At 55.4% G+C, this 18493-nt stretch carries 18 protein-coding genes and 1 tRNA gene; 7 read left to right on the top strand and 12 right to left on the bottom strand.

What is annotated here, in order from left to right; translation table 11 throughout:
• The first annotated feature begins 7 nt into the window (after positions 1 to 7).
• From FMF02_RS05610 to polA, 3 genes are all read left to right on the top strand, one after another.
• Positions 8 to 481: an Lrp/AsnC family transcriptional regulator gene (locus FMF02_RS05610; RefSeq protein WP_019130761.1), complete on the top strand. Its 474-nt coding sequence runs from the start codon at positions 8 to 10 to the stop codon at positions 479 to 481.
• Positions 482 to 600: 119 nt separating this feature from the next.
• Complete coding sequence (locus FMF02_RS05605) at positions 601 to 1053, top strand: 6-pyruvoyl trahydropterin synthase family protein (RefSeq protein WP_141412441.1); 453 nt, start codon at positions 601 to 603, stop codon at positions 1051 to 1053.
• 65 nt (positions 1054 to 1118) lie between these two features.
• Positions 1119 to 3998 carry a DNA polymerase I gene (gene polA / locus FMF02_RS05600; protein ID WP_141412440.1) on the top strand — a complete coding sequence of 960 codons (2880 nt, stop codon included), beginning with the start codon at positions 1119 to 1121 and terminating at the stop codon, positions 3996 to 3998.
• Positions 3999 to 4091: 93 nt separating this feature from the next.
• On the opposite strand, the gene FMF02_RS05595 is transcribed toward polA, so the two are convergent.
• The 3 genes from FMF02_RS05595 to FMF02_RS05585 form a co-directional block, all read right to left on the bottom strand.
• Entirely contained in the window at positions 4092 to 5741 is a 1650-nt protein-coding gene (locus FMF02_RS05595; protein ID WP_141412439.1) for a hypothetical protein, read from the bottom strand.
• A 392-nt stretch (positions 5742 to 6133) separates the two neighbouring features.
• On the bottom strand, positions 6134 to 7030 hold the full coding sequence (locus FMF02_RS05590) for an AraC family transcriptional regulator (RefSeq protein ID WP_026074958.1): 897 nt from the start codon (positions 7028 to 7030) through the stop codon (positions 6134 to 6136).
• Positions 7031 to 7189: 159 nt separating this feature from the next.
• The gene (locus FMF02_RS05585; protein WP_141412438.1) at positions 7190 to 8173 is read right to left on the bottom strand and encodes a hypothetical protein; all 984 of its coding nucleotides are present in this window, start codon (positions 8171 to 8173) and stop codon (positions 7190 to 7192) included.
• Positions 8174 to 8263: 90 nt separating this feature from the next.
• Between FMF02_RS05585 and rnhB the strand changes: the two genes are divergently transcribed.
• Positions 8264 to 8860 carry a ribonuclease HII gene (gene rnhB, locus FMF02_RS05580; protein WP_026074959.1) on the top strand — a complete coding sequence of 199 codons (597 nt, stop codon included), beginning with the start codon at positions 8264 to 8266 and terminating at the stop codon, positions 8858 to 8860.
• A gap of 405 nt (positions 8861 to 9265) precedes the next feature.
• Here rnhB and FMF02_RS05575 read toward each other — a convergent pair whose 3' ends face one another.
• The 8 genes from FMF02_RS05575 to FMF02_RS05540 all read right to left on the bottom strand — a co-directional run bounded on the left by FMF02_RS05575 (position 9266) and on the right by FMF02_RS05540 (position 15355).
• Positions 9266 to 9736, bottom strand: coding sequence for an ExbD/TolR family protein (locus FMF02_RS05575; protein WP_026074960.1), 471 nt, complete (start codon positions 9734 to 9736; stop codon positions 9266 to 9268).
• Positions 9736 to 10335, bottom strand: coding sequence for an ExbD/TolR family protein (locus tag FMF02_RS05570; protein WP_019130769.1), 600 nt, complete (start codon positions 10333 to 10335; stop codon positions 9736 to 9738). Before FMF02_RS05570 ends, FMF02_RS05575 begins: the two co-directional genes overlap by 1 nt.
• A gap of 14 nt (positions 10336 to 10349) precedes the next feature.
• Entirely contained in the window at positions 10350 to 10769 is a 420-nt protein-coding gene (locus FMF02_RS05565; RefSeq protein ID WP_019130770.1) for a hypothetical protein, read from the bottom strand.
• 28 nt (positions 10770 to 10797) lie between these two features.
• The gene (locus tag FMF02_RS05560) at positions 10798 to 11610 is read right to left on the bottom strand and encodes a MotA/TolQ/ExbB proton channel family protein (protein ID WP_141412437.1); all 813 of its coding nucleotides are present in this window, start codon (positions 11608 to 11610) and stop codon (positions 10798 to 10800) included.
• Between the two features lie 294 nt (positions 11611 to 11904).
• Entirely contained in the window at positions 11905 to 12945 is a 1041-nt protein-coding gene (locus FMF02_RS05555) for an asparaginase (protein ID WP_141412436.1), read from the bottom strand.
• 14 nt (positions 12946 to 12959) lie between these two features.
• Complete coding sequence (locus FMF02_RS05550; protein WP_141412435.1) at positions 12960 to 13262, bottom strand: TIGR04076 family protein; 303 nt, start codon at positions 13260 to 13262, stop codon at positions 12960 to 12962.
• Complete coding sequence (locus tag FMF02_RS05545) at positions 13259 to 14095, bottom strand: TatD family hydrolase (RefSeq protein ID WP_141412434.1); 837 nt, start codon at positions 14093 to 14095, stop codon at positions 13259 to 13261. The genes FMF02_RS05550 and FMF02_RS05545 overlap by 4 nt, the downstream gene beginning before the upstream one ends.
• Positions 14096 to 14257: 162 nt before the next feature.
• Positions 14258 to 15355: a DNA-processing protein DprA gene (locus FMF02_RS05540; protein ID WP_019130775.1), complete on the bottom strand. Its 1098-nt coding sequence runs from the start codon at positions 15353 to 15355 to the stop codon at positions 14258 to 14260.
• Between the two features lie 289 nt (positions 15356 to 15644).
• Here FMF02_RS05540 and FMF02_RS05535 point away from each other — a divergent pair.
• The 3 genes from FMF02_RS05535 (at position 15645) to FMF02_RS05525 (ending at position 17872) form a co-directional block, all read left to right on the top strand.
• Positions 15645 to 15715: transfer RNA gene (locus FMF02_RS05535), tRNA-Cys, on the top strand.
• A 489-nt stretch (positions 15716 to 16204) separates the two neighbouring features.
• Positions 16205 to 16735 carry a hypothetical protein gene (locus tag FMF02_RS05530; protein ID WP_141412433.1) on the top strand — a complete coding sequence of 177 codons (531 nt, stop codon included), beginning with the start codon at positions 16205 to 16207 and terminating at the stop codon, positions 16733 to 16735.
• 3 nt (positions 16736 to 16738) lie between these two features.
• Complete coding sequence (locus tag FMF02_RS05525; RefSeq protein ID WP_141412432.1) at positions 16739 to 17872, top strand: hypothetical protein; 1134 nt, start codon at positions 16739 to 16741, stop codon at positions 17870 to 17872.
• 143 nt (positions 17873 to 18015) lie between these two features.
• Here FMF02_RS05525 and FMF02_RS05520 read toward each other — a convergent pair whose 3' ends face one another.
• Complete coding sequence (locus FMF02_RS05520; protein WP_141412431.1) at positions 18016 to 18486, bottom strand: hypothetical protein; 471 nt, start codon at positions 18484 to 18486, stop codon at positions 18016 to 18018.
• Positions 18487 to 18493 lie beyond the last annotated feature (7 nt).

Genomic DNA, 18493 nt, shown 5'->3' with positions numbered 1-18493 from the left:
AGGAATTATGTCACAGGTTGTTATCGACGCGATCGATCGGAAAATTCTCAAATATCTGATTACCAATGCGCGTATGCCCTTTCTGGAAATCGCCCGCAAATGCGGCATTTCGGGAGCGGCCATCCACCAGCGCATCAAGAAGCTCGACGAGTCGGGGGTGATCCTCGGCAGCCGGCTGGTGGTCGATCCCAAGATGCTCGGTTTCGACGTCTGCGCCTACATCGGCATCCGCTTGCAGGACGTGTCGATCCTCATGCAGACGGTCGACCGGCTCAAACAGATTCCCGAAATCGTGGAGTGCCATTTCATCACGGGGACGTACAACCTTTTCGTGAAATTGTACTGCGTCGACAACGAGCACCTGATGACGACGCTCTGCGACCGGATTCTGGCCATTCCGGGCATTTCGACCACACAGACCTACATCTCGCTGAACGAAGCGTTCCAGCGTCAGATTTACGTCGATTGCCTCCACGATTGACCGCAGCGAGACGGACGGAAGTTCGGAGCGGACGTTTCGGCGTCCGTTCGGTGTGAAAGCGATCCGACGGGCCGAAATGAAGCGTCATTCCGGCCCGCTTCGTGAAAAAGGATAAACGTATGACGAAGATAAGACTTACCAAGGAGTTCTCGTTCGAGGCGGCGCACCTGCTCGAAGGTTACGACGGTGCGTGCCGCGAAATACACGGCCATTCGTACCGGTTGTTCGTGACCGTGCGAGGCGTTCCGGTCTGCGACGGACGGAATCCCAAGCTGGGCATGGTCATGGATTTCGGGCAGCTCAAACGGATCGTCGGCGAAGAGGTGGTGCAGCGGCTCGACCACGCCTTCGTCATGCACCGCACGCCTGCCGGCGAGGCGTTTGCGGAAGCGCTCGGCACGCGGTTCGAACGGATCGTGTGCGTCGATTACCAGCCGACGTGCGAGAACATGCTCGCCGACTTCGCCGCCCGCATCGCGCCGCGGCTGCCCGAAGGAGTGGAACTTTATGCGCTCCGACTCCACGAGACGGCCACCTCCTACGCCGAGTGGGTCGCCGACGACAACAACTAACGGTGCCGGCAGCCGGCCGCGCAACCTGTGCCCGACCGGACTGCGGCGCTACAAATCGGATAGTGATGAAAAAACTGTTTCTGGTCGATGCCTACGCACTGATCTATAAATACTATTATGCGTTTCTGACGCGGCCGATGCGCAACCGTACGGGGATGAATACGTCGGTCGTTTTCGGTTTCGTGAAGTTCCTGCGCGACATCCTCAAACGCGAAAATCCCGACCTGCTGGGTGTGGCGTTCGATCCAAAGGGCGGAAGTTTCCGCCGCGAACTCTACCCCGAATACAAGGCCAACCGTCCCGCCACGCCGGAGGACATCGCTCTGTCGATCCCCTATATCAAGCGGATTCTGGATGCGATGTGCGTGCCGGTGCTCGAAGTCGAGGGGTTCGAGGCCGACGACGTGATCGGTACCCTGTCGCAGAAGGCTGCCGCCGAAGGGTACGAGGTCTTCATGGTGACGCCCGACAAGGATTACGGGCAGCTCGTGCGCCCCTGCTGCAAGCTCTACAAGCAGAAGGGCGACGGCATCGAGATCGTCGACTGCGACGCCATCCGCGCACATTACGGATTCGACGATCCGACGCTCGTGCGCGACGTGCTGGCGTTGTGGGGCGATGCCTCGGACAATATTCCCGGCGTGCCGGGCATCGGCGAGAAGGGTGCCTGCAAGCTGGTGCAGACGTGGGGAACGGTCGAGAACATTCTCTCCAACGTGGAGCGGATCAAGGGCAGGCAGGGCGAGAGCATCGCCGCGTGGGGCGACAAATTGCTGCTTGCCAAGAGGCTCACGACGATCCGGCTGGACGTGCCGATCGAATTCCGCCCCGAGGAGTTGACGATATGTCCGCCCAATCTGGACGAACTGCGTGCGCTTTTCGCCGAACTGGATTTCACGATGTTCCTGCGCGATCTGCAAAACGTGGCGCCGCTCGAAGAGAGCGACGGGCCGCGGCAGGACCCGCAGCGTCAGCTGGCCGAGATGGCACGGGCCAAATCGGCCGCCGCCAAGAAGGCGGCGCTGGTCGGGCAGGGCGATCTCTTCGCGCCGGCCGATCCGGCGCCTGCGGCGGCAGCGCCCGTGGAGGACGATGAGGAGGTCGACGAAACGGATGCGCTGCCTGCCGAACCCGAGATGGAGAGTGCGCAGACGACGCCCCACGACTACCGGATCGTCCGCACGGCCGACGAACTGCGCGCGATGATCGCCGAGATACGCCGTTATCCGGAGTTCTGTTTCGATACGGAGACGACCGGTTTCGACCTCTTCAACGACCGCATCGTGGGCATGTCGTTCGCCGTCGTGCCGCACGAGGCCTGGTATGTGCCCTGCGACGAGCGTTCGACGCCGGAGTATGCCGGGCTGCTGCGTCCGTTGTTCGAGGACGAAACGATCGCCAAGATCGGCCAGAACATCAAGTTCGATCTGATGGTGCTGCGGCGTATCGGTCTGGCGGTGAGGGGCCCGAAGTACGATACGATGATCCTCCATTACCTGCTCGATCCCGAGTCGCGCCATAACATGAATGCACTGGCGGCCAAGTACCTCAACTACAAGCCGATCGAGATCGAAACGCTCATCGGGCGCGGGCCGCGTCAGCTGACGATGGATCTGGTGGGCGTGGAGCGCGTGGCCGAGTATGCGGCCGAGGACGCCGACGTGACGCTGCGGCTCAAACGGGCGCTGCTTCCCCAGATCGAGGAGGCGGGGCTGCACGATCTCTATTTCGACATCGAGGAGCCGATGATCGAGGTGCTGGCCGACGTCGAGATGGCCGGCGTGCGCATCGACTGCGACGCGCTGGCGCATTACGCCGTGGAACTGAACCGCCGCATGGCGCAGCTCGAAGCCGACATCCGCAGCGAAGCGGGCGAGGCGTCGCTCAACATCAACTCCACGCGGCAGTTGGGCGAGGTGCTTTTCGCCAAAATGCGCATCGCCGAGAAGCCCAAGATGACGCGCACGAAGCAGTTCAGCACAGACGAAGAGTATCTGCAAACATTCGCGCACAAACACCGGATCATCGATCTGATCCTCGAATACCGCGGCGTGAAGAAGCTCCTGTCGACCTATGTCGAGGCACTGCCGCAGCTGGTCAACCGCCGCACGGGGAAGATTCATACCTCGTTCAACCAGGCCGTGACGGCTACCGGACGGTTGTCGTCGACCAATCCCAACTTGCAGAACATTCCGATCCGCGACGAACTGGGCAAGCCCATTCGCCGCGCCTTCATCCCGTCGGACGACGACCATGTGCTGCTGTCGGCCGATTACAGTCAGGTCGAGTTGCGCCTGATGGCGCATCTGAGCGGCGACGAGGCGCTGATCGCGGCATTCGAGCACGGCGAGGACATCCATGCCGCGACGGCCGCGCGGCTCTTCGGCAAACCGATCGATACGGTGACGGGCGACGAGCGGCGCAAGGCCAAGACGGCCAATTTCGGCATCATCTACGGCATCTCGGCCTTCGGGTTGAGCCAACGGCTCGACATTCCGCGCAAGGAGGCCAAAGAGATCATAGAGGGCTATTTCGCCTCCTACCCCAAGGTGAAGGAGTATATGGAGCATGTGGTCGAGCGGGCGCGCGAGGTGGGTTACGTGACGACGATCTTCGGGCGGCGGCGTTACCTGAACGACATCGCGTCGCGCAATGCCGTGGCGCGCGGGCTGGCCGAACGCAATGCCGTCAACGCCCCTATTCAGGGCAGTGCGGCCGACATCATGAAGATCGCGATGGTGCATATCGCCGAAGCGTTCCGCCGCGAAGGAATCCGCTCGCAGATGATTTTGCAGGTGCACGACGAAGTGGTGATCGACACGCTGCGCAACGAGTTGGACCGCGTGCGCGAAATCGTCACCGAGGCGATGGAGCAGGCGGCGCATCTCAAAGTGAAACTGATCGCCGAATGCGGTGTGGGCGAGAACTGGCTCGACGCACACTGATCCGGCGGCGTACGTCCGGCATCCCCTTCTCCGATAGAAAGCCCCCTGCCGCAATGCTGCGGCAGGGGGCTTTCTATCGGAGAAGGCGCTCCGTCAGCGGACGACGTGCGCCGTCCGTTTGAGCGGTGCGGCCGGTGTTACGGCACGCAGCATGACCGGTGTACTTTGCGTTCCGGCGTCGGCGGTCACGAATCCGAGGTCGCTGATCGGGGAAACGCCGCTGAGCGAGGGCGTGATGCTCTTGCGGAAGACGGGGCCGTAGTGGCCTTCGGCATCCTGCGCCACGGCGAGGATATAGGCCTTCGCGTTCCAAGTGAGGCCGTAGCGGCGCTCTTCTCCGTCGGGGGTTCCCTGTGTGACGAGGTACTGGATCAGCAGGTCGTCGGTGTAGAGTTCCGTGTCGCCCACGTCGGTGCCCGTGTAGAGCGTGTACCATTTGACGGCGTCGGCCGAATGGAGGACCTTGGCGGGGAGGTAGGCTTTGTTGTTGTAATTCTTATAGGTCACGTCGTCGATTGCGTAAAGTTCGCTGCCGTTGTAGTATTTCTCGAATTCGACGGTGGCGGTAGCAGTCGATACGACGGCGGCTTCGGTGGTGAAAGCGGGGCTTACTGCCGGTGCGGCCGTGGCATTGCCTGCGGCGTCGACGCAGGCCGCCCACACGTAGTAGGTCGTGGCGGGTTTGAGCTGCTCATAGTCGAACCACTGGTCGCCGCGCACGCCGATGACCGAAACGACCTCCTCCGGCGTGGTGAAGAAGTCGTCGATCTGGCCTTTGATGTAGTCGGCCAGATAGCTCCGGATGCCCTCGGCGTTGCTGCCGTATTTCTTATATTCGGCGTCGGTGACGATGTCCCAGATGTAGCGGACGCTCTTGTCGGAGGGTTCGACCTGAATCGAAGCGCTGCGCGCCGTGACGCCGGAAATGTCGAAGGCGAAGGTGTTGGCCGTGGGATCGCCCTCCGGATCGGTAGTGAACTTGTGTTTGGTCAGTTCGGTCGCAGCTGCTCCGTCGGCATAGCCGAATGCCAGCACATAGTAGTCGGTGCCGGGGACGAGCGTGCCGAAGTCGCCGCTCGACGTAATGGTCGTAGGGCCCGTGTAGGTGAACCATTCGGCCATGGAGCCGTAGAGATTGAGTATCTCGGAGATAATCGCGTCGTCGGTCATTGCATCGCAGACGGCAGCCTCCTTCACCTCGGCGAAGTAGGGGACTTCGGCCGCCAGCGGCGTGATGTCGATGACCGTGTTGTCGAAGCTCTTCTCCTTGACCTCGAAGGTGAAAGCCGCAGGCCCTGCGGGCGGTTCGACGGCGAAGGCTTCGCTCAGGGCGATGTCGCCCGTGAACTCCTTGTCGTCGTATCCCGCCACGACGATTTTGTAGGAGGTGACGGGCGTGAGCGTTTCGGCGATAGTGAACTCCTCGGTGCCGGTGTGGAGCCGTTCGTCGAGGTCGTCGAGCGACGCGATCTGCCTGAGCAGCGTGGCGGTGGGGATTCCCAGCAGCGACGCCTCGCTGTGGATGCCGCAGTAGTAGGTCGCCGTTTCGTCGGAGGGCGTGACCTTCACCGCAGCTCCTTGTTCGGAGGTTTCTCCGAGGGTAATAGTGTAAGTTACAGGCTCTTTTACGGGCGGATCACCCCCCCCCTCGGGGTCGGGGTCATTGGTTTCGGAACAGCCGCCCGAAGCGGATAACAGGATTGCGGCCGTGAGAAGCCGGAGCAGAGAAAGCGATTTTTTCATATTGAACATTGAATAAAGGGTGAGAAATGTTCCATAAAGGTAAGAAAAAATATCGGAACGAAAAGAGAGAAATCCCGGAATCGGGCGACTCGGGGATTTCTTGGTTAGGTTAGTTAGGTTAATGAGATGCGGAGATTTCCGCTTTGTGTAAGACAAAAATAAAGAGGATTTTTCAATAATCCAAATATTTCGTAATGAATTTATCGATAAATCCGTTCTTTTCCGACAAATCGTATCGAAATTTTTTAAATACGGATTAAATTATAATTTTTTAAAATCTGTTTCGGCAGCGTGCCGGCGACCTTCGCTGAGCGTGGGGAGACGGCACGCTCCGGATACGCGCAACGGCCGGGAATCATCGTTCCCGGCCGTTGCGCTCGATTTCGTGTGTTTCAGGCTTTCGCCGCTGCGATTTCGGGAGTAGGCTTCAATTCGGCATTGTGCCGGCTGCGATAGGTCGCCGGCGTCATCCCGTATTCCTTCTTGAAGAGCTTGATGAAATGCGACGTGTTGGGAAACGCGCACTCGCTGCCGATCTGCGAAATGGACTTCGAGGTCGAGATCAGCAACATGCGCGCGTGCATGAGCCGCTGGCGGATGAACCACTGGTGCGGCGGCATCAGGAACACCCGTTTGAACTCCTTCTTGAACGAAGTGAGCGACCGGTTGCAGAGCGCGGCCAGTTCGTCGATCGAAATATCGTCGAAAATGTGGTCGTACATCAGTTGTTCGAAATTCTCCTTCGCCGTGTCGATGTTGCCGAGGATCTTGCTGCGCAGACAGCATTCGTCGTGCGAGACGATCAGGTAGACCAGTTCGGTCATCTTGATGTTTTCCGCCGTTTCGTCGTGGAGGAACCCTTCGCCGCGGAGGTAGTTGGCCGTATTGCTGAAAAATCCTTTCAACAGTTGCCATGCCGGCGTCGAAACGGCGTTGGCGCCCTGGCATTCGGGACATGCGTGGTTGTAGGAAATGTTCAACCCGTAGGTGAGGTTGAGGTACATCAGGATCTTGTGCAGATCCGCCGGTTGGTAGTAGAAGAGAATCTGTTCGAAGGTATTGCTTTCGTCGGGCACCTCTTCGGTGTAGTGCGTGCCGATTCCGAGGAAGAATACGTCCCCTTTCGAGATAGTCTGCCGTTTGTCTCCGTTATAAATGTGCTTCTCTCCGCGGACGATATATCCGATCGCATAACGCGACAGCGTGTGCGACTGGACTCCGTTGTGGAAATGCTCGACGAATTTCACGATCATCGGTAAACCGGAGCTGTGGCGTTCGTAATTTGCCATAAGATTTAATTTTAATTACAACTACTTAAAAGAGGCTCTCCATATGCTTGCAAGACAAATGTATAATAAAACATTGTATTATACAATGCGTAATTGTACAAATGTATCGCCAAACGATACAAAAATCTATATTTGCTACTATTGAGACTTTTCGTGTCTCTATATCAGGCCGAGAACGAGGCTCAGTAAAATAAGAACCGTATAGAACATCGATGCGGCCGCACTGTTGAATTTGGTCAGCACGACGGGGATGAGCGTAGCCGCGGCCGGTGCCGCAAGGGTCAGTGTAACCGGTGAAGAATACGGTACAAAATAGATGCCGGCCACGACGCACAAGACGTATAAATTGTAAAAAAGGATATTACGCGGTTTGGTTTTCAGCGTACGGATATCCAGCAGGACGCCGGCGGCAGAACAGATCAGCAAAAAGAAAATCACTCCCCATGCGATGAGCGAAAAGAGCGTATTCCCGTCGAAAAATCGGTATCCCGAATCGCTCGTTATCGCCGCTGCGACCTGCCGCACGGGGCCGTCGAATCTCCCGCCTGCCGCCCAATGGATGAAACCGGCGAAAAAGAGCGGCAGGATCGCGCCTGACAGCGCGACGACCGCTTCGCGCAGCGTGCGCCGGAAAAGCAGGACGACGAGCGGGATGAGCAGCAGCAGTCCCGCGCCCGGCGCATAGAGCAGCGGGATCAGCCCCACGTAGAGCGATCCCCGAAACATCCGGTCGAAACAGTAGTGGCGGTGAAAACTGTTGTAGTAGTTGCGCGATGCGAGTGCCAGCAGCAGCAGCGTGAGGCTCTGCGTCAGGTAGTCGCTGCTCAGCAGAACGCCGCAGCTCACGACGCCGAAGAGCGGCATGGCCAGGAAGCAGCGGGTCGCGTAGAGTTCGGCGCGGACGCTGCTGCGGCCGATGAGGAATCCGGCCACGAAGAGCATGACGATGCTCGCTGCCGCCGACAGCAGCGGCCATGACAGGCGGAGCGCTGCGGTATAGTATCCCAGCGGGGCGCTGACGGCCGGAATTTCGCCGGCGAAACGCTGTGTGACCCATGCGCGCACGAATGCGACGATCACGACCACGAGGAACGTGAAGGTCGCTACGGGAAGCGGTTGCCGGATGATGTCGCCGAATTTCATACGCAGACAAAAGTAGCGAAAAATGACGAATGGTCGCAAATAATTCGTAACTTTGTTCCTCCTCGGATCCATCTGCGGGGCGATCGGAAGATGTTGGAAACCTGTTATCAGTACGAACGGATCGAAGCCGGCTGTGACGAAGCGGGCCGGGGGTGTCTGGCCGGTGCGGTCTTCGCAGCGGCCGTGATTCTGCCGCCCGATTTCCACGATCCGCTGCTCAACGATTCGAAGCAGATGAGCGAGCGCAACCGCGACCGGCTCCGGCCGATCATCGAACGCGAGGCGGTGGCGTGGGCTGTCGCTGCCGTCCCGCCCGAACGCATCGACGAAATCAACATCCTCAACGCCTCGTTCGAGGGGATGTGTCGGGCGGTCGGGGAGCTGCGCACACGCCCTGAATTTCTCGCCATCGACGGCAACCGCTTCCGTTCGTCGCTCGATATTCCCTATCGGTGCATCGTCAAGGGCGACGGCAAGTACGCCGACATCGCGGCGGCGTCGGTGCTGGCCAAGACGCACCGCGACGAGTATATGCGGCGGTTGGCCGAAGAGTTCCCTCAGTACGGCTGGGCGAAGAACAAGGGCTACCCTACGCGCGAACACCGTCTCGCCGTGAGGCGTTACGGGGTGACGCCCTATCACCGGCTGACGTTCAATCACGAATCGGGACAGCTGGAACTTTTCTGATCGGGTCGGCCGGGGATGTGCGGCTACCCTATTTTATCGTATTTCGAGGAATCGGACAGACGGACGATCGACGTGGGAATGCGGACGCTATCGTTTTCGCCCGCTTGTGCTGCGTGGCCGCTTCTGCAAGAGGGGCGGAGCGGGACGGCTGCGGTCGCGGGAGAAGGGACGGGTTCCACCGCCGAAAGGCAGGTCTGTGCGCACGGTCCGAGTTCGGGTGCGGTCGGGCACGGCGTTCCGCCGGCATACGGCCGCTCCGTGTCGCGGAGCAATCCTCGACGGGGTTCGAGCCGCTCCGGTCGGGACCGCGCGAGTTCTTCCGAACGATGGTGCGGATGTGATCGCGGCATATAAAAAACGATCCGATGCAGCTGCATCGGATCGTTTTCGTATAGGATCGGGAATTTAATATCCCATCGACTTCGAAGCGGCGTAAGAGAGCTTCAAGGCGTTTGCCCGGCGAAGTTCCTGCTTCACGTCGGTGATGATACCCATTTTCGTCTGGTCGTCGGCTTTCAGACACACGGTCATCAGCGCTCGGTCCGACTCGTTGAGTTTGTCGCGTTCGGCGGCGATGAAGTCCAGAATATCCTTCTCCGTACGATACGAGTCGTTGAGCTGGATACGGGGTGCCGTACCGAATTTAGCTTGCATGATCGGCGTAGGCTGGCCGATGTGGATGAAGCTGACGAGCGATTTCTTCTCCAATTTCTGCACCTCGGTCGCGGTCGGAAGCTTGTAGCGAACCAACAGCTCCTGATCGCGCATCGTGGTCGAAATCATGAAGAAGAACAGGATCATGAAGATCACGTCCGGAAGCGATGCCGTCGAGATCGGGGGCAGACTTTTGCCGCCCTTCTTTTTCATTACTGCCATTACTTCTTTCCTCCCACGTTACGCGGCTCGGCCTCCGAGATCTTCAGCGGAACCGCCTTGGTTAATATATTTCGCTGATCTTCGTTCAGATCTTCGAATTTCACTCCGAACTTGCGCATGGCCACCTCGTTGCGCACCTCGTTGAAGGCGCGTGTCAACTCGTTCTGCACCATGATGTAGGTTTCGTAACTGGTGCCGCGGTCCGTCTGGAGGGAGATCACGCCCAGGCTGACGGGATAGTTCCACTTGCTGCCGTCGGGAAGTTCGAACTCCTTCACCTCTTTTTCGGGGAGGTTTTCGTCTTCCATCGGGTTGAGGATAAACTCCTTGGCCTTGTCTTTCAGCTGGTGGATGTCCATTTGCTGGCCGCCCGCCATGATGTTGTTACCTTTCGAAACGAATACCAAGAGAAGGTTGCGTTCCTTCACCTTGACATCCTCCTGTTTCTGGTTGGGATCGGGCATCGGCGGCAAGACGCGCGTCAGACCCGTATCCGTGTTCATGGTAGTGGCGACAAGGAAGAAAATCAGCAGCAAGAAGGCGATGTCGGCCATCGAACCGGCATTGATCTCCTGTACTTTTCTTTTATCTCCTGCCATTGTTTACTCCTCTCTTATTTGAATAATTTCGCAACCTCCGAATAGAGAGCGACAACGACTGCCGCGATCATTGCGACATAGGTTACGATGATACCGCAGTCGGCGATCACCGTCGGAGTGCGAGGGAAGACGCCGCCGCTGGCGAAATCCGGGATCACGGTGTCGTGGCTGGCAGCGATGAAATAGGATACCAGTACCACTACGACGATCAAGGCGAACGAAAGGAGCGTCCCCTTGACTCCCGCGGGGTTCTGAATCATACCGAAGATGGCGCAGAAGATAGCGGAAGCAATCGCCAGAGCCAGCAGGACGTAACACCAGATCAGGTTCAGGCTGATCGAAGCCTCCGAACCCCCTGTGGCTATTGCGTAGATTCCGAGAACCGCCATCACGGCCAGCAGAACACCCAATATGATATTTAAAATCTTCTTCATAATTGAATAATGTTCTTTTTACGCTGGATTATTTCTTGTTGTAAGCCGTCAGGATGTCGGTCAGCGTGATCGACGTATCTTCCATTTCGTTTACGAGCGAATCGATCTTCGAAACGATATAGTTGTAGAACAGCTGAAGAATAACCGCAGCGATCAGACCCATGAGGGTCGTCAACAGGGCGACCTTGATACCGCCGGCAACCAGCGTCGGGGAGATGTCGCCCGCAGCCTGGATGGCGTCGAATGCGTCGATCATGCCGACGACGGTACCCATGAATCCCAACATCGGCGACAGTGCGATGAACAGACCGATCCACGTCAGGCCCGACTCCATCTGGCCCGTCTGAACCGAACCGTAGGATACGATCGACTTCTCGACGGCGTCGAGGCCCTGGTTGTAACGCAGAAGACCCTGATAGTAGATCGAAGCGATCGGGCCGCGGGTGTTGCGCGCAACCTCCATGGCAGCGTCGATGCCGCCGTTTTTGAGCGCCTCCTCGATCTGTGCGATGAATTTCTTCGAGTTGATCGTCGAGAGCGACAGGTAGAGAATACGCTCGATGGCGACAGCCAGACCGATGATCAGGAAGATCAGGATCGGGAGCATCCAGGCCCAACCGCCTTCGAGGAACTTCTGCATCATCACGTGGTGCATCGACTCGCCTGCGATCGTGGCTTCGGCGTCGACATCGGCGACGGTCGTCGTTTCGGCAACGGCTGCCTGCTCGGTTGCAGCTGCCTGCTCGGTTGCGGCTCCTTCGTTTGCGTTGTCCTGAGCGAAGGCATCAACAGTGCCAAGCGAGAACATGGCCACTGACAGAATCAAAAAAAGTTTTTTCATACGATTAATTAATTAATAAAATTTGTTTAGTGTTTTTTGCTATTGCTTGCTGTTGTTTTAAGTTCGGTTTTGGGTCTTATTCCGTCAATTTTTTTCGGTTATTTTTCATTTTCCGTCCGTTTTCGCCCGAAATGCTTCGTTCCACCGGTTTCAGGCAAGTTTCCCGTTACATGACGACTCTGCCTGACAAAAATCTGAGAATCAATATTTTGTCTTGCGTTTCGTCTGGTCTGCAACCGGTGAGTCTTTCATTTTGGCAGCTAAACTGTGCGAAATATAGAAAAAAAATTCGGTTTATGCAATGCCGGCATCGGTAAATTCTCCGCGCAAAGCGTGTCGCAGAAGTCGCTGCGTCCGTTCTGCGGGGAGATTTTGCCCCAGCACGTACATCAGTTTGGCGACGGCCGCCTCGGTGGTGATGTCGTGGCCGCAGATGACGCCGGCCTCCTGCAACTGCCGGCCGGTTTCGTAGAGCTCCATGGCGACCCTGCCGCCGCTGCACTGCGTCACGTTCATGACGAGCAGGCCCCGTGCGACGGCTTCGCGCACGGCGCGGATGAATTCCGGTGCCGTGGGGGCGTTGCCGGCGCCGTAGGTTTCCAGCACTACGGCCCGCAGCCCTTCGATCGAGAGCATGGCGCGGAGCACCTGTTCGCGCAGACCGGGAAAAAGGCGGATGACCAGCACGCGGTCGTCCAGTGCTGCGGCGACCCGGAGTTCGGCGTCGGCGTGTGCCGGGCGGTGGATGTAGTCGCGGTGGAAGGTGATATTGACGCCCACTTCGGCCAGCGCCGGATAGTTGTAGGAGCGGAATGCGGCGAACTCCTCGGCGCTCTGCTTGACGGTGCGGTTGGCGCGGAACAGCCGGTTCTGGAAGTAGAGCGACACCTCGGGCACGAGCGGTCCCTCCGCGTCGTGCGCAGCGGCGATTTCGATCGCCGTGATAAGGTTCTCGCGTCCGTCGGTGCGCAGTACGCCGATCGGGATCTGGCTGCCGGTGAAGACGACCGGCTTGGCGAGGTTCTCCAACAGGAAACTCAGCGCCGAAGCGGTGTAGGACATCGTATCGGTGCCGTGCAGGACGACGAATCCGTCGTAGCGCGCGTAGTTGTCGCGGATGAGCTCCGCCAGATGGAGCCACAGCGCCGGAGTGACGTTCGACGAGTCGATGACCGGCGTGAGCGACTGCACGTCGATGCGTACCTGCAACGAACGGATCGCAGGAAATTCGTCGTAGATGCCGCGGAAGTCGAACGGCACGAGCACACCCGTGGCGGGATCGGTCTTCATGCCGATCGTTCCGCCGGTATAGATGATGAGGATGGAGGAGAGCATATCGTTTTCCTTTGCTAATCTAAGGTTTCTATCAGGAAGCTCACGGGCCGGAAACCGTCGTTGCACGAGATCATCGCCGAGGCGGGATTCTTCATCCAGCCGTCGTAGAGGTCCGTCCCTCCGTGCGCCAGAGTCATGACGAAGGGCGAGATCGTCTGCCACGCGCTTTCGCAGAGCCCGTCGGGGCGCTGCCAGCCATTGGCGACGAAGACCTGTCCCTCGCGCATGTCGCATGCATGGTCGATCGGATTTTCGTAGCGTTCGATCAGGTCGCGGTGGCAAACCTTGCGGACGACCGTGATTTTTATCTTTTTCATCGTCGTTCTGTATTCTTTTCCGTGTAACGGATGCCGAACAGCGCTTCGGCGTTGGCCGTCGTCGCGGCGGCGACCGTTTCGGCGGCGAGGCCTTTGAGCTCGGCGATCTTGTCGCAGATCAGCCGCACGTAGGCCGATTCGTTGCGTTGCCCGCGGTAGGGTGCGGGCGTCAGGTAGGGGCAGTCGGTTTCGAGTACGATCCTATCGAGCGGCATCGTGCGGACGATCTCGGCCACGCCGCTCTTTTTGAATGTCACCGTACCGCCGATGCCGAAGCGGAAATCGCCGCAGCCGCACAGCCGTTCGAAGGCGGCGGCACCCTCCGAGAAGGCATGGAAGACGCCCCGCAGCCGACGGCCGTCGGCGCGGGCGCGCTCCGTCTCGGCTTCGATGATCCGGCACATGTCGTCCCACGCCGCGCGGGTGTGGATCGCTACGGGCAGGTCGAATCGTGCGGCCAGCCGCAGCTGGGCGACGAAGGCCTCGGTCTGTTGGGCGACGAAGGCGTCGCTCCAATAGTAGTCCAGCCCGATTTCGCCGATCGCGCAGAAGCGGATGCCTGCGGGCGGTTCGAGCAGGTAACGCTCCACGCGGGCCAGCTCCTCGCGCCAGGCGGGGTTGTCGTTGACCGACGTGGGGTGCAGCCCGATCATCGGGAAGCAGTATTCGGGGTGGCTGCGGCAGAGGTCGAAGAGCCGGCGGTCGCTCGCGGTGTCGATGGCGGGCAGCAGCAGCGCCGCGACGCCGGCCTCGCGGGCCCGTGCGACAGCCGCTTCGCAGTCGTCGTCGAACTCCGGTTCGTAGAGGTGCGAGTGGGTATCGATCAGTTTCATCGTGCGCGGTTTATCGGATTCGTTGAATTTCTTTCTTCGTTTTCCCGCCTCGGTAAAGCCCGAATAAGTTCGGCTCTGCTCTCGGCTTATCGAAAACGTTGAATTTCCTTCTTCGTTTTCTCGCCTCGGCAAAGCCCGAAGAAGTTCGGCTCTGCACTCGGCTTATCGAAAACGTTCGTAACGGTTGCCGGGCAGCTGCCGGACCGCCTGCGAGAGTTCGAGCCCCATGAGCAGGACGCTCAGCGCGGCGTAGTCGCGGCCGCTCGCGGCGATCAGTTCGGCCAGCGTGCGGGGTTCGTCGCCCAGCAGCGACAGCACCTCCCGCTCCTCGGCCGTCAGTTCGGGCGTGGGTGCGGGAGCGGTCTTTTCGTCGCGGGAGAGCGCGAACTCCCATTGCAACTCTTCGGCGATGTCGTCCGCCGAGCGGATCAGAAGTGCCTTGCGGTTGCGGATCAGGGAGTTGGTGCCGAACGAGTTGGCATCGGTCGTTCGTCCCGGAGGCGCCATGACCGTGCGGTCGTATCCGTCGGCGTAGTGCGCCGTGGCGAGCGATCCGCCCGAGGCGGGCGATTCGATGACTACCGTGCCGGCACTCAATCCGGCGATAATACGGTTGCGTGCGAGGTAGAACGTTCCCCGCTGTTTGCTCTGCGAGTGGAGTTCCGAAATCAGCGCCCCGCCCCGTTCGATCATGTCGAGCGCTACGGAGGTGTGCTGCGCCGGTGTCACATCGGGCAGCGGGTTTGCCAGTACGCCCACGGTCGGGATTCCTGCCGCCAACGCCGCACGATGGCAGGCCACGTCCACCCCGAAGGCCAGGCCGCTGACCACTACGACCTGCGGGATGCGTGTCAGCCCCCGCACCAGCTCGTCGCAAAGCCGCTGGCCGTAGGTCGAAATGCGGCGCGTACCGACCATGGAGAGACAGCGCTGCGACAGGACTTCGGCATTACCCTTTATATATAAGACATGGGGGTAGTCCGGAATTTCGCGCAGCAGCGCGGGATAGGCGTCGTCGGTCGACGCGAGGGGCGTAATTCCGTGCCGGCGGCAATGGCGCAGTTCGCGTTCGGCCTCCGGATGGCTTTTACGGGCTGCGATGCTGCGCGCGACGTCGGGACGCAACTCCGCCCGTCCGGCCAGTTCATCGGCCGATGCGGCGAAGATCGCCTGCGCCGTACCGAAAACCTCCAACAGGTGAACGACCCCCTTGACTCCCAATCCCGGAACCAGCGTGAGCGCAATATCGTCGATGGCCATCGTGCAATTTTTGTAACGTTTTCGTTAAGCCGGGCGCAGAGCCGAACGTATTCGGGCTTTGTCGAGGCATGAAAACGAAGGATGAAATTCAACGTAAAGGTAGGGATTTTTCAGTGAAAACCGAAAGTTCCCCGATAAGTTTTGTAAAAATGAGAAATGTTTGTATATTTGCAATCTCAAAACCGATCTTATCGTTCGGAGTTGCCTGCAAGGAGGGTTGGCAGGAGTGTCCGGAGTTTCGAGATATTCGCGATCCGGGATGTTCCGAAGGATGAGAGATCGGCGATTTGGTCTGATGGCCGAGTGGCTAGGCAAAGGTCTGCAAAACCTTGTACAGCGGTTCGAATCCGCTTCAGACCTCACAGAAACCGCGTTGCAGCTATCTGCAACGCGGTTTTCGTTTGAATTTGTACGGCATTTGTACGGCAGCGAGCAAATATGAAGCTTGATTCGGTAAAATAGACAAGCTGTTTGCTCAATTATAATTCTGCTGCCACTTGTTCCTTTAAAGGATATTCAATAATTTTTGGGTGGTTTTTTGAATAATCCTTTCTATCTGCCTTTATTGTATGGGGAAAATCGGAAAGGTGCGAAATGGGGTATAATTGTGAAATGAAGATGGGTGATAAATGCTTTGCTATTTCATCCTGTTTGTATTATCATAATTTGATAATAATCACAAATACTCAATAAAACGAGGCTTCTCTTAAATTGAAGTAGCCGATCGTTTGAAAAATTTCATATCAAAGTTTGATAGGAACTAGATTCTTATATTGGTAAATATTGTCAAATATATTGGTAAATTCTTTCTGAATAAATTATCTTTGCAAAGATTGAATATTCCAGGAGATGGAGAAGATTTTGTTAGAAGATATTAAAACAATTAGTATCCCGGGAATTTCAGAAGCGACTGGAGCATATCTTTGCGAAGGATGTGTCGTATGTATGAATAGACAATCACATTCTTCGGGAGTACAATTGTCGTTAAAAGGGGATAAAACAGCTAGTATTCCGACAGAATGGAGTATGGCATATACTGATCAGTTGGATAGAAGCTGGCAAGATCAAGAAGTGGCAACAGAACATGGTGCCGTTTGTTTATCCGTCTTGCTTTCACTGAGATTAACAGATTACACAATATTGAAAAGAGCTAGAAAAAAGACCGGGGTAGATTATTTCCTCTGTCGTAAAGGGTCTGATTTATTTCAGGACTCGGCTCTTTTGGAGGTTTCTGGTATTTACAATGGGCAGAATAAGGTGGATGCCCGCGTTAAACAAAAATTAAAGCAAACGAATCAATCTAGTTCTACGGGTTTGCCAACATATGTATCGGTTGTGGAATTTAGTGAGCCTTCTGTAACTTTTGTAAAGAAAAAGTAAGTTATGGATATAAACCAATTACATACACAGGCAATGGACATTGCAGACGCAGCTGATATTGCAAAAATGCGAGATCAGTTAGAAGAGAGTTCTGTGCTGTATAAGCAAGCATTTGAACTCGAACGAGATGCTGCAATTATGGCTTTTCGCTCGGGTATAGGTGAGCCGTCTATATCTATATTGTTGAGAAGTGCTGCAAGTCTTGCACTAGAATGTAAATTATTCAGGGAGTGTGAGCAATTGATTGGATTGGCTTTGTCCGGAACGCCTCCAGAAGAAATCGTGGAAGAATTGAGAGATATGCTGGAAAATGTCAATTTCGGGAGACATCTTCAAACAAAAGGTATTTCTCTTGCAGAAAATGAATTCCAGTTAGTTATTGCAGGCTCTGGTGTCGCGTATGGAATGGCTCGTGAGGAAGATGTCTCTGCACGAATATCAACATTTAAGAATATTGCTATTCGAACCATTGAACGTAAAAAAGGCCGTCCTTTTAGAAAGCAGGGAAAAACATCCAAAGATGTAAAAGATCTATTTCAGTCGTATATTTCAGTACCTCGTGCTGCAAGTTTCGCTATGACAATTAGGCTGGGATCTGCTCAACAATTACATTTTGAGGGATTTCAAGATCAATCAAATGCGATAATTGAGGATATAGCATCTAATATAGCGTTAGTCAATTCTGGAGATATTGAACAACTAAAGACTAATATTAAGGACCTCACATATTTAGATAACTTTATAAATTTAACAAAAGAACTTGCGCCGGATGGCGATGATGTTAATTTAGTTGGAATAACTTATATTAAAAATGGTAAAGAGGTTCCTGTTCAATTAACTCGTAACAAGCAGAGTTTTAAGGATATTGTAGAATATATTGATAAGACAAAAGGAGAGGATAACAAAGACTTTCAGGTAGCAAGGAGAGAAGAATATATAGGAGTGCTTTCTGCCGCAGATGCAACCGTTGGCTCTGTAAAAATAACATTGGAGGGTAACAAGAAAGTAACAATATCAGTTCCTGATGGGCTAACTGACATTGTGAAAAATTACTTTGATGAGAAAGTTGTGGCTGTTGTAAATATAGATGCGAATGAAGGCACTAAGTTAATTTCAATAGATCATATCAAAGAGTAAAACTGGCTGAATAAAAATAAGCGCCCGATAATCATATTATTGGGCGCTTATTTATTTTGTTTTGAAAACCAGTTTGTTCAACATAATATTAATGACGTAATATTCACAGGTGAGTATTACAGGAGTACGCCGAGGAATGAGTTTTATATACCTTTACACAACTTGTTTAATTCTGCGATTTCTTTTGCTAATAACGTATTTCGTGATTTATGCGTCAACTCAAAATTAACTTGTGATAATTTCATCATAATAGAAATAGGTGGCATGAAATTTATTTCACTATTATTGAACATTCTAAGGAATGAATTTATTGAACTAATAGCCAGGTAGGCCGTAGAATAGGAGTCCTCATTTTTTTCACTTATGGCAAGGTCTAATGCATAGTTAATGGCATTGGATAAATGATTGTTTCTGCTGTTTATGAGTCTGTTTATATCTAATTTTATAGATTGTTCCTGGATATTGTTGAAATAAGAATTAATATCGTTATTGGAAGGGAATCGTTTATTTATTTCCATTAATCTCAGTTCGAATCCTTTTTGGGATATTTGAGATTGATCATTTCTAGCTAGCATCAATTCTTGAGATGAAAGCTGATAGTATGTATTTATCATTGTTGTT

The sequence above is a fragment of the Alistipes communis genome (assembly GCF_006542665.1).
GTDB lineage: Bacteria > Bacteroidota > Bacteroidia > Bacteroidales > Rikenellaceae > Alistipes > Alistipes communis.
The sequence above is the reverse complement of the archived record's forward strand: the minus strand, read 5'-3'. Positions and strand labels throughout refer to the sequence as shown.

Excerpts from the sequence above, each read along its gene's own strand:
- FMF02_RS05610 (WP_019130761.1), top strand. The coding sequence starts at position 8 with ATGTCACAGGTTGTTATCGACGCGATCGATCGGAAAATTCTCAAATAT.
- FMF02_RS05605 (WP_141412441.1), top strand. The coding sequence starts at position 601 with ATGACGAAGATAAGACTTACCAAGGAGTTCTCGTTCGAGGCGGCGCAC.
- polA (WP_141412440.1), top strand. The coding sequence starts at position 1,119 with ATGAAAAAACTGTTTCTGGTCGATGCCTACGCACTGATCTATAAATAC.
- FMF02_RS05595 (WP_141412439.1), bottom strand. The coding sequence starts at position 5,741 with ATGAAAAAATCGCTTTCTCTGCTCCGGCTTCTCACGGCCGCAATCCTG.
- FMF02_RS05590 (WP_026074958.1), bottom strand. The coding sequence starts at position 7,030 with ATGGCAAATTACGAACGCCACAGCTCCGGTTTACCGATGATCGTGAAA.
- FMF02_RS05585 (WP_141412438.1), bottom strand. The coding sequence starts at position 8,173 with ATGAAATTCGGCGACATCATCCGGCAACCGCTTCCCGTAGCGACCTTC.
- rnhB (WP_026074959.1), top strand. The coding sequence starts at position 8,264 with ATGTTGGAAACCTGTTATCAGTACGAACGGATCGAAGCCGGCTGTGAC.
- FMF02_RS05575 (WP_026074960.1), bottom strand. The coding sequence starts at position 9,736 with ATGGCAGTAATGAAAAAGAAGGGCGGCAAAAGTCTGCCCCCGATCTCG.
- FMF02_RS05570 (WP_019130769.1), bottom strand. The coding sequence starts at position 10,335 with ATGGCAGGAGATAAAAGAAAAGTACAGGAGATCAATGCCGGTTCGATG.
- FMF02_RS05565 (WP_019130770.1), bottom strand. The coding sequence starts at position 10,769 with ATGAAGAAGATTTTAAATATCATATTGGGTGTTCTGCTGGCCGTGATG.
- FMF02_RS05560 (WP_141412437.1), bottom strand. The coding sequence starts at position 11,610 with ATGAAAAAACTTTTTTTGATTCTGTCAGTGGCCATGTTCTCGCTTGGC.
- FMF02_RS05555 (WP_141412436.1), bottom strand. The coding sequence starts at position 12,945 with ATGCTCTCCTCCATCCTCATCATCTATACCGGCGGAACGATCGGCATG.
- FMF02_RS05550 (WP_141412435.1), bottom strand. The coding sequence starts at position 13,262 with ATGAAAAAGATAAAAATCACGGTCGTCCGCAAGGTTTGCCACCGCGAC.
- FMF02_RS05545 (WP_141412434.1), bottom strand. The coding sequence starts at position 14,095 with ATGAAACTGATCGATACCCACTCGCACCTCTACGAACCGGAGTTCGAC.
- FMF02_RS05540 (WP_019130775.1), bottom strand. The coding sequence starts at position 15,355 with ATGGCCATCGACGATATTGCGCTCACGCTGGTTCCGGGATTGGGAGTC.
- FMF02_RS05530 (WP_141412433.1), top strand. The coding sequence starts at position 16,205 with ATGGAGAAGATTTTGTTAGAAGATATTAAAACAATTAGTATCCCGGGA.
- FMF02_RS05525 (WP_141412432.1), top strand. The coding sequence starts at position 16,739 with ATGGATATAAACCAATTACATACACAGGCAATGGACATTGCAGACGCA.
- FMF02_RS05520 (WP_141412431.1), bottom strand. The coding sequence starts at position 18,486 with ATGATAAATACATACTATCAGCTTTCATCTCAAGAATTGATGCTAGCT.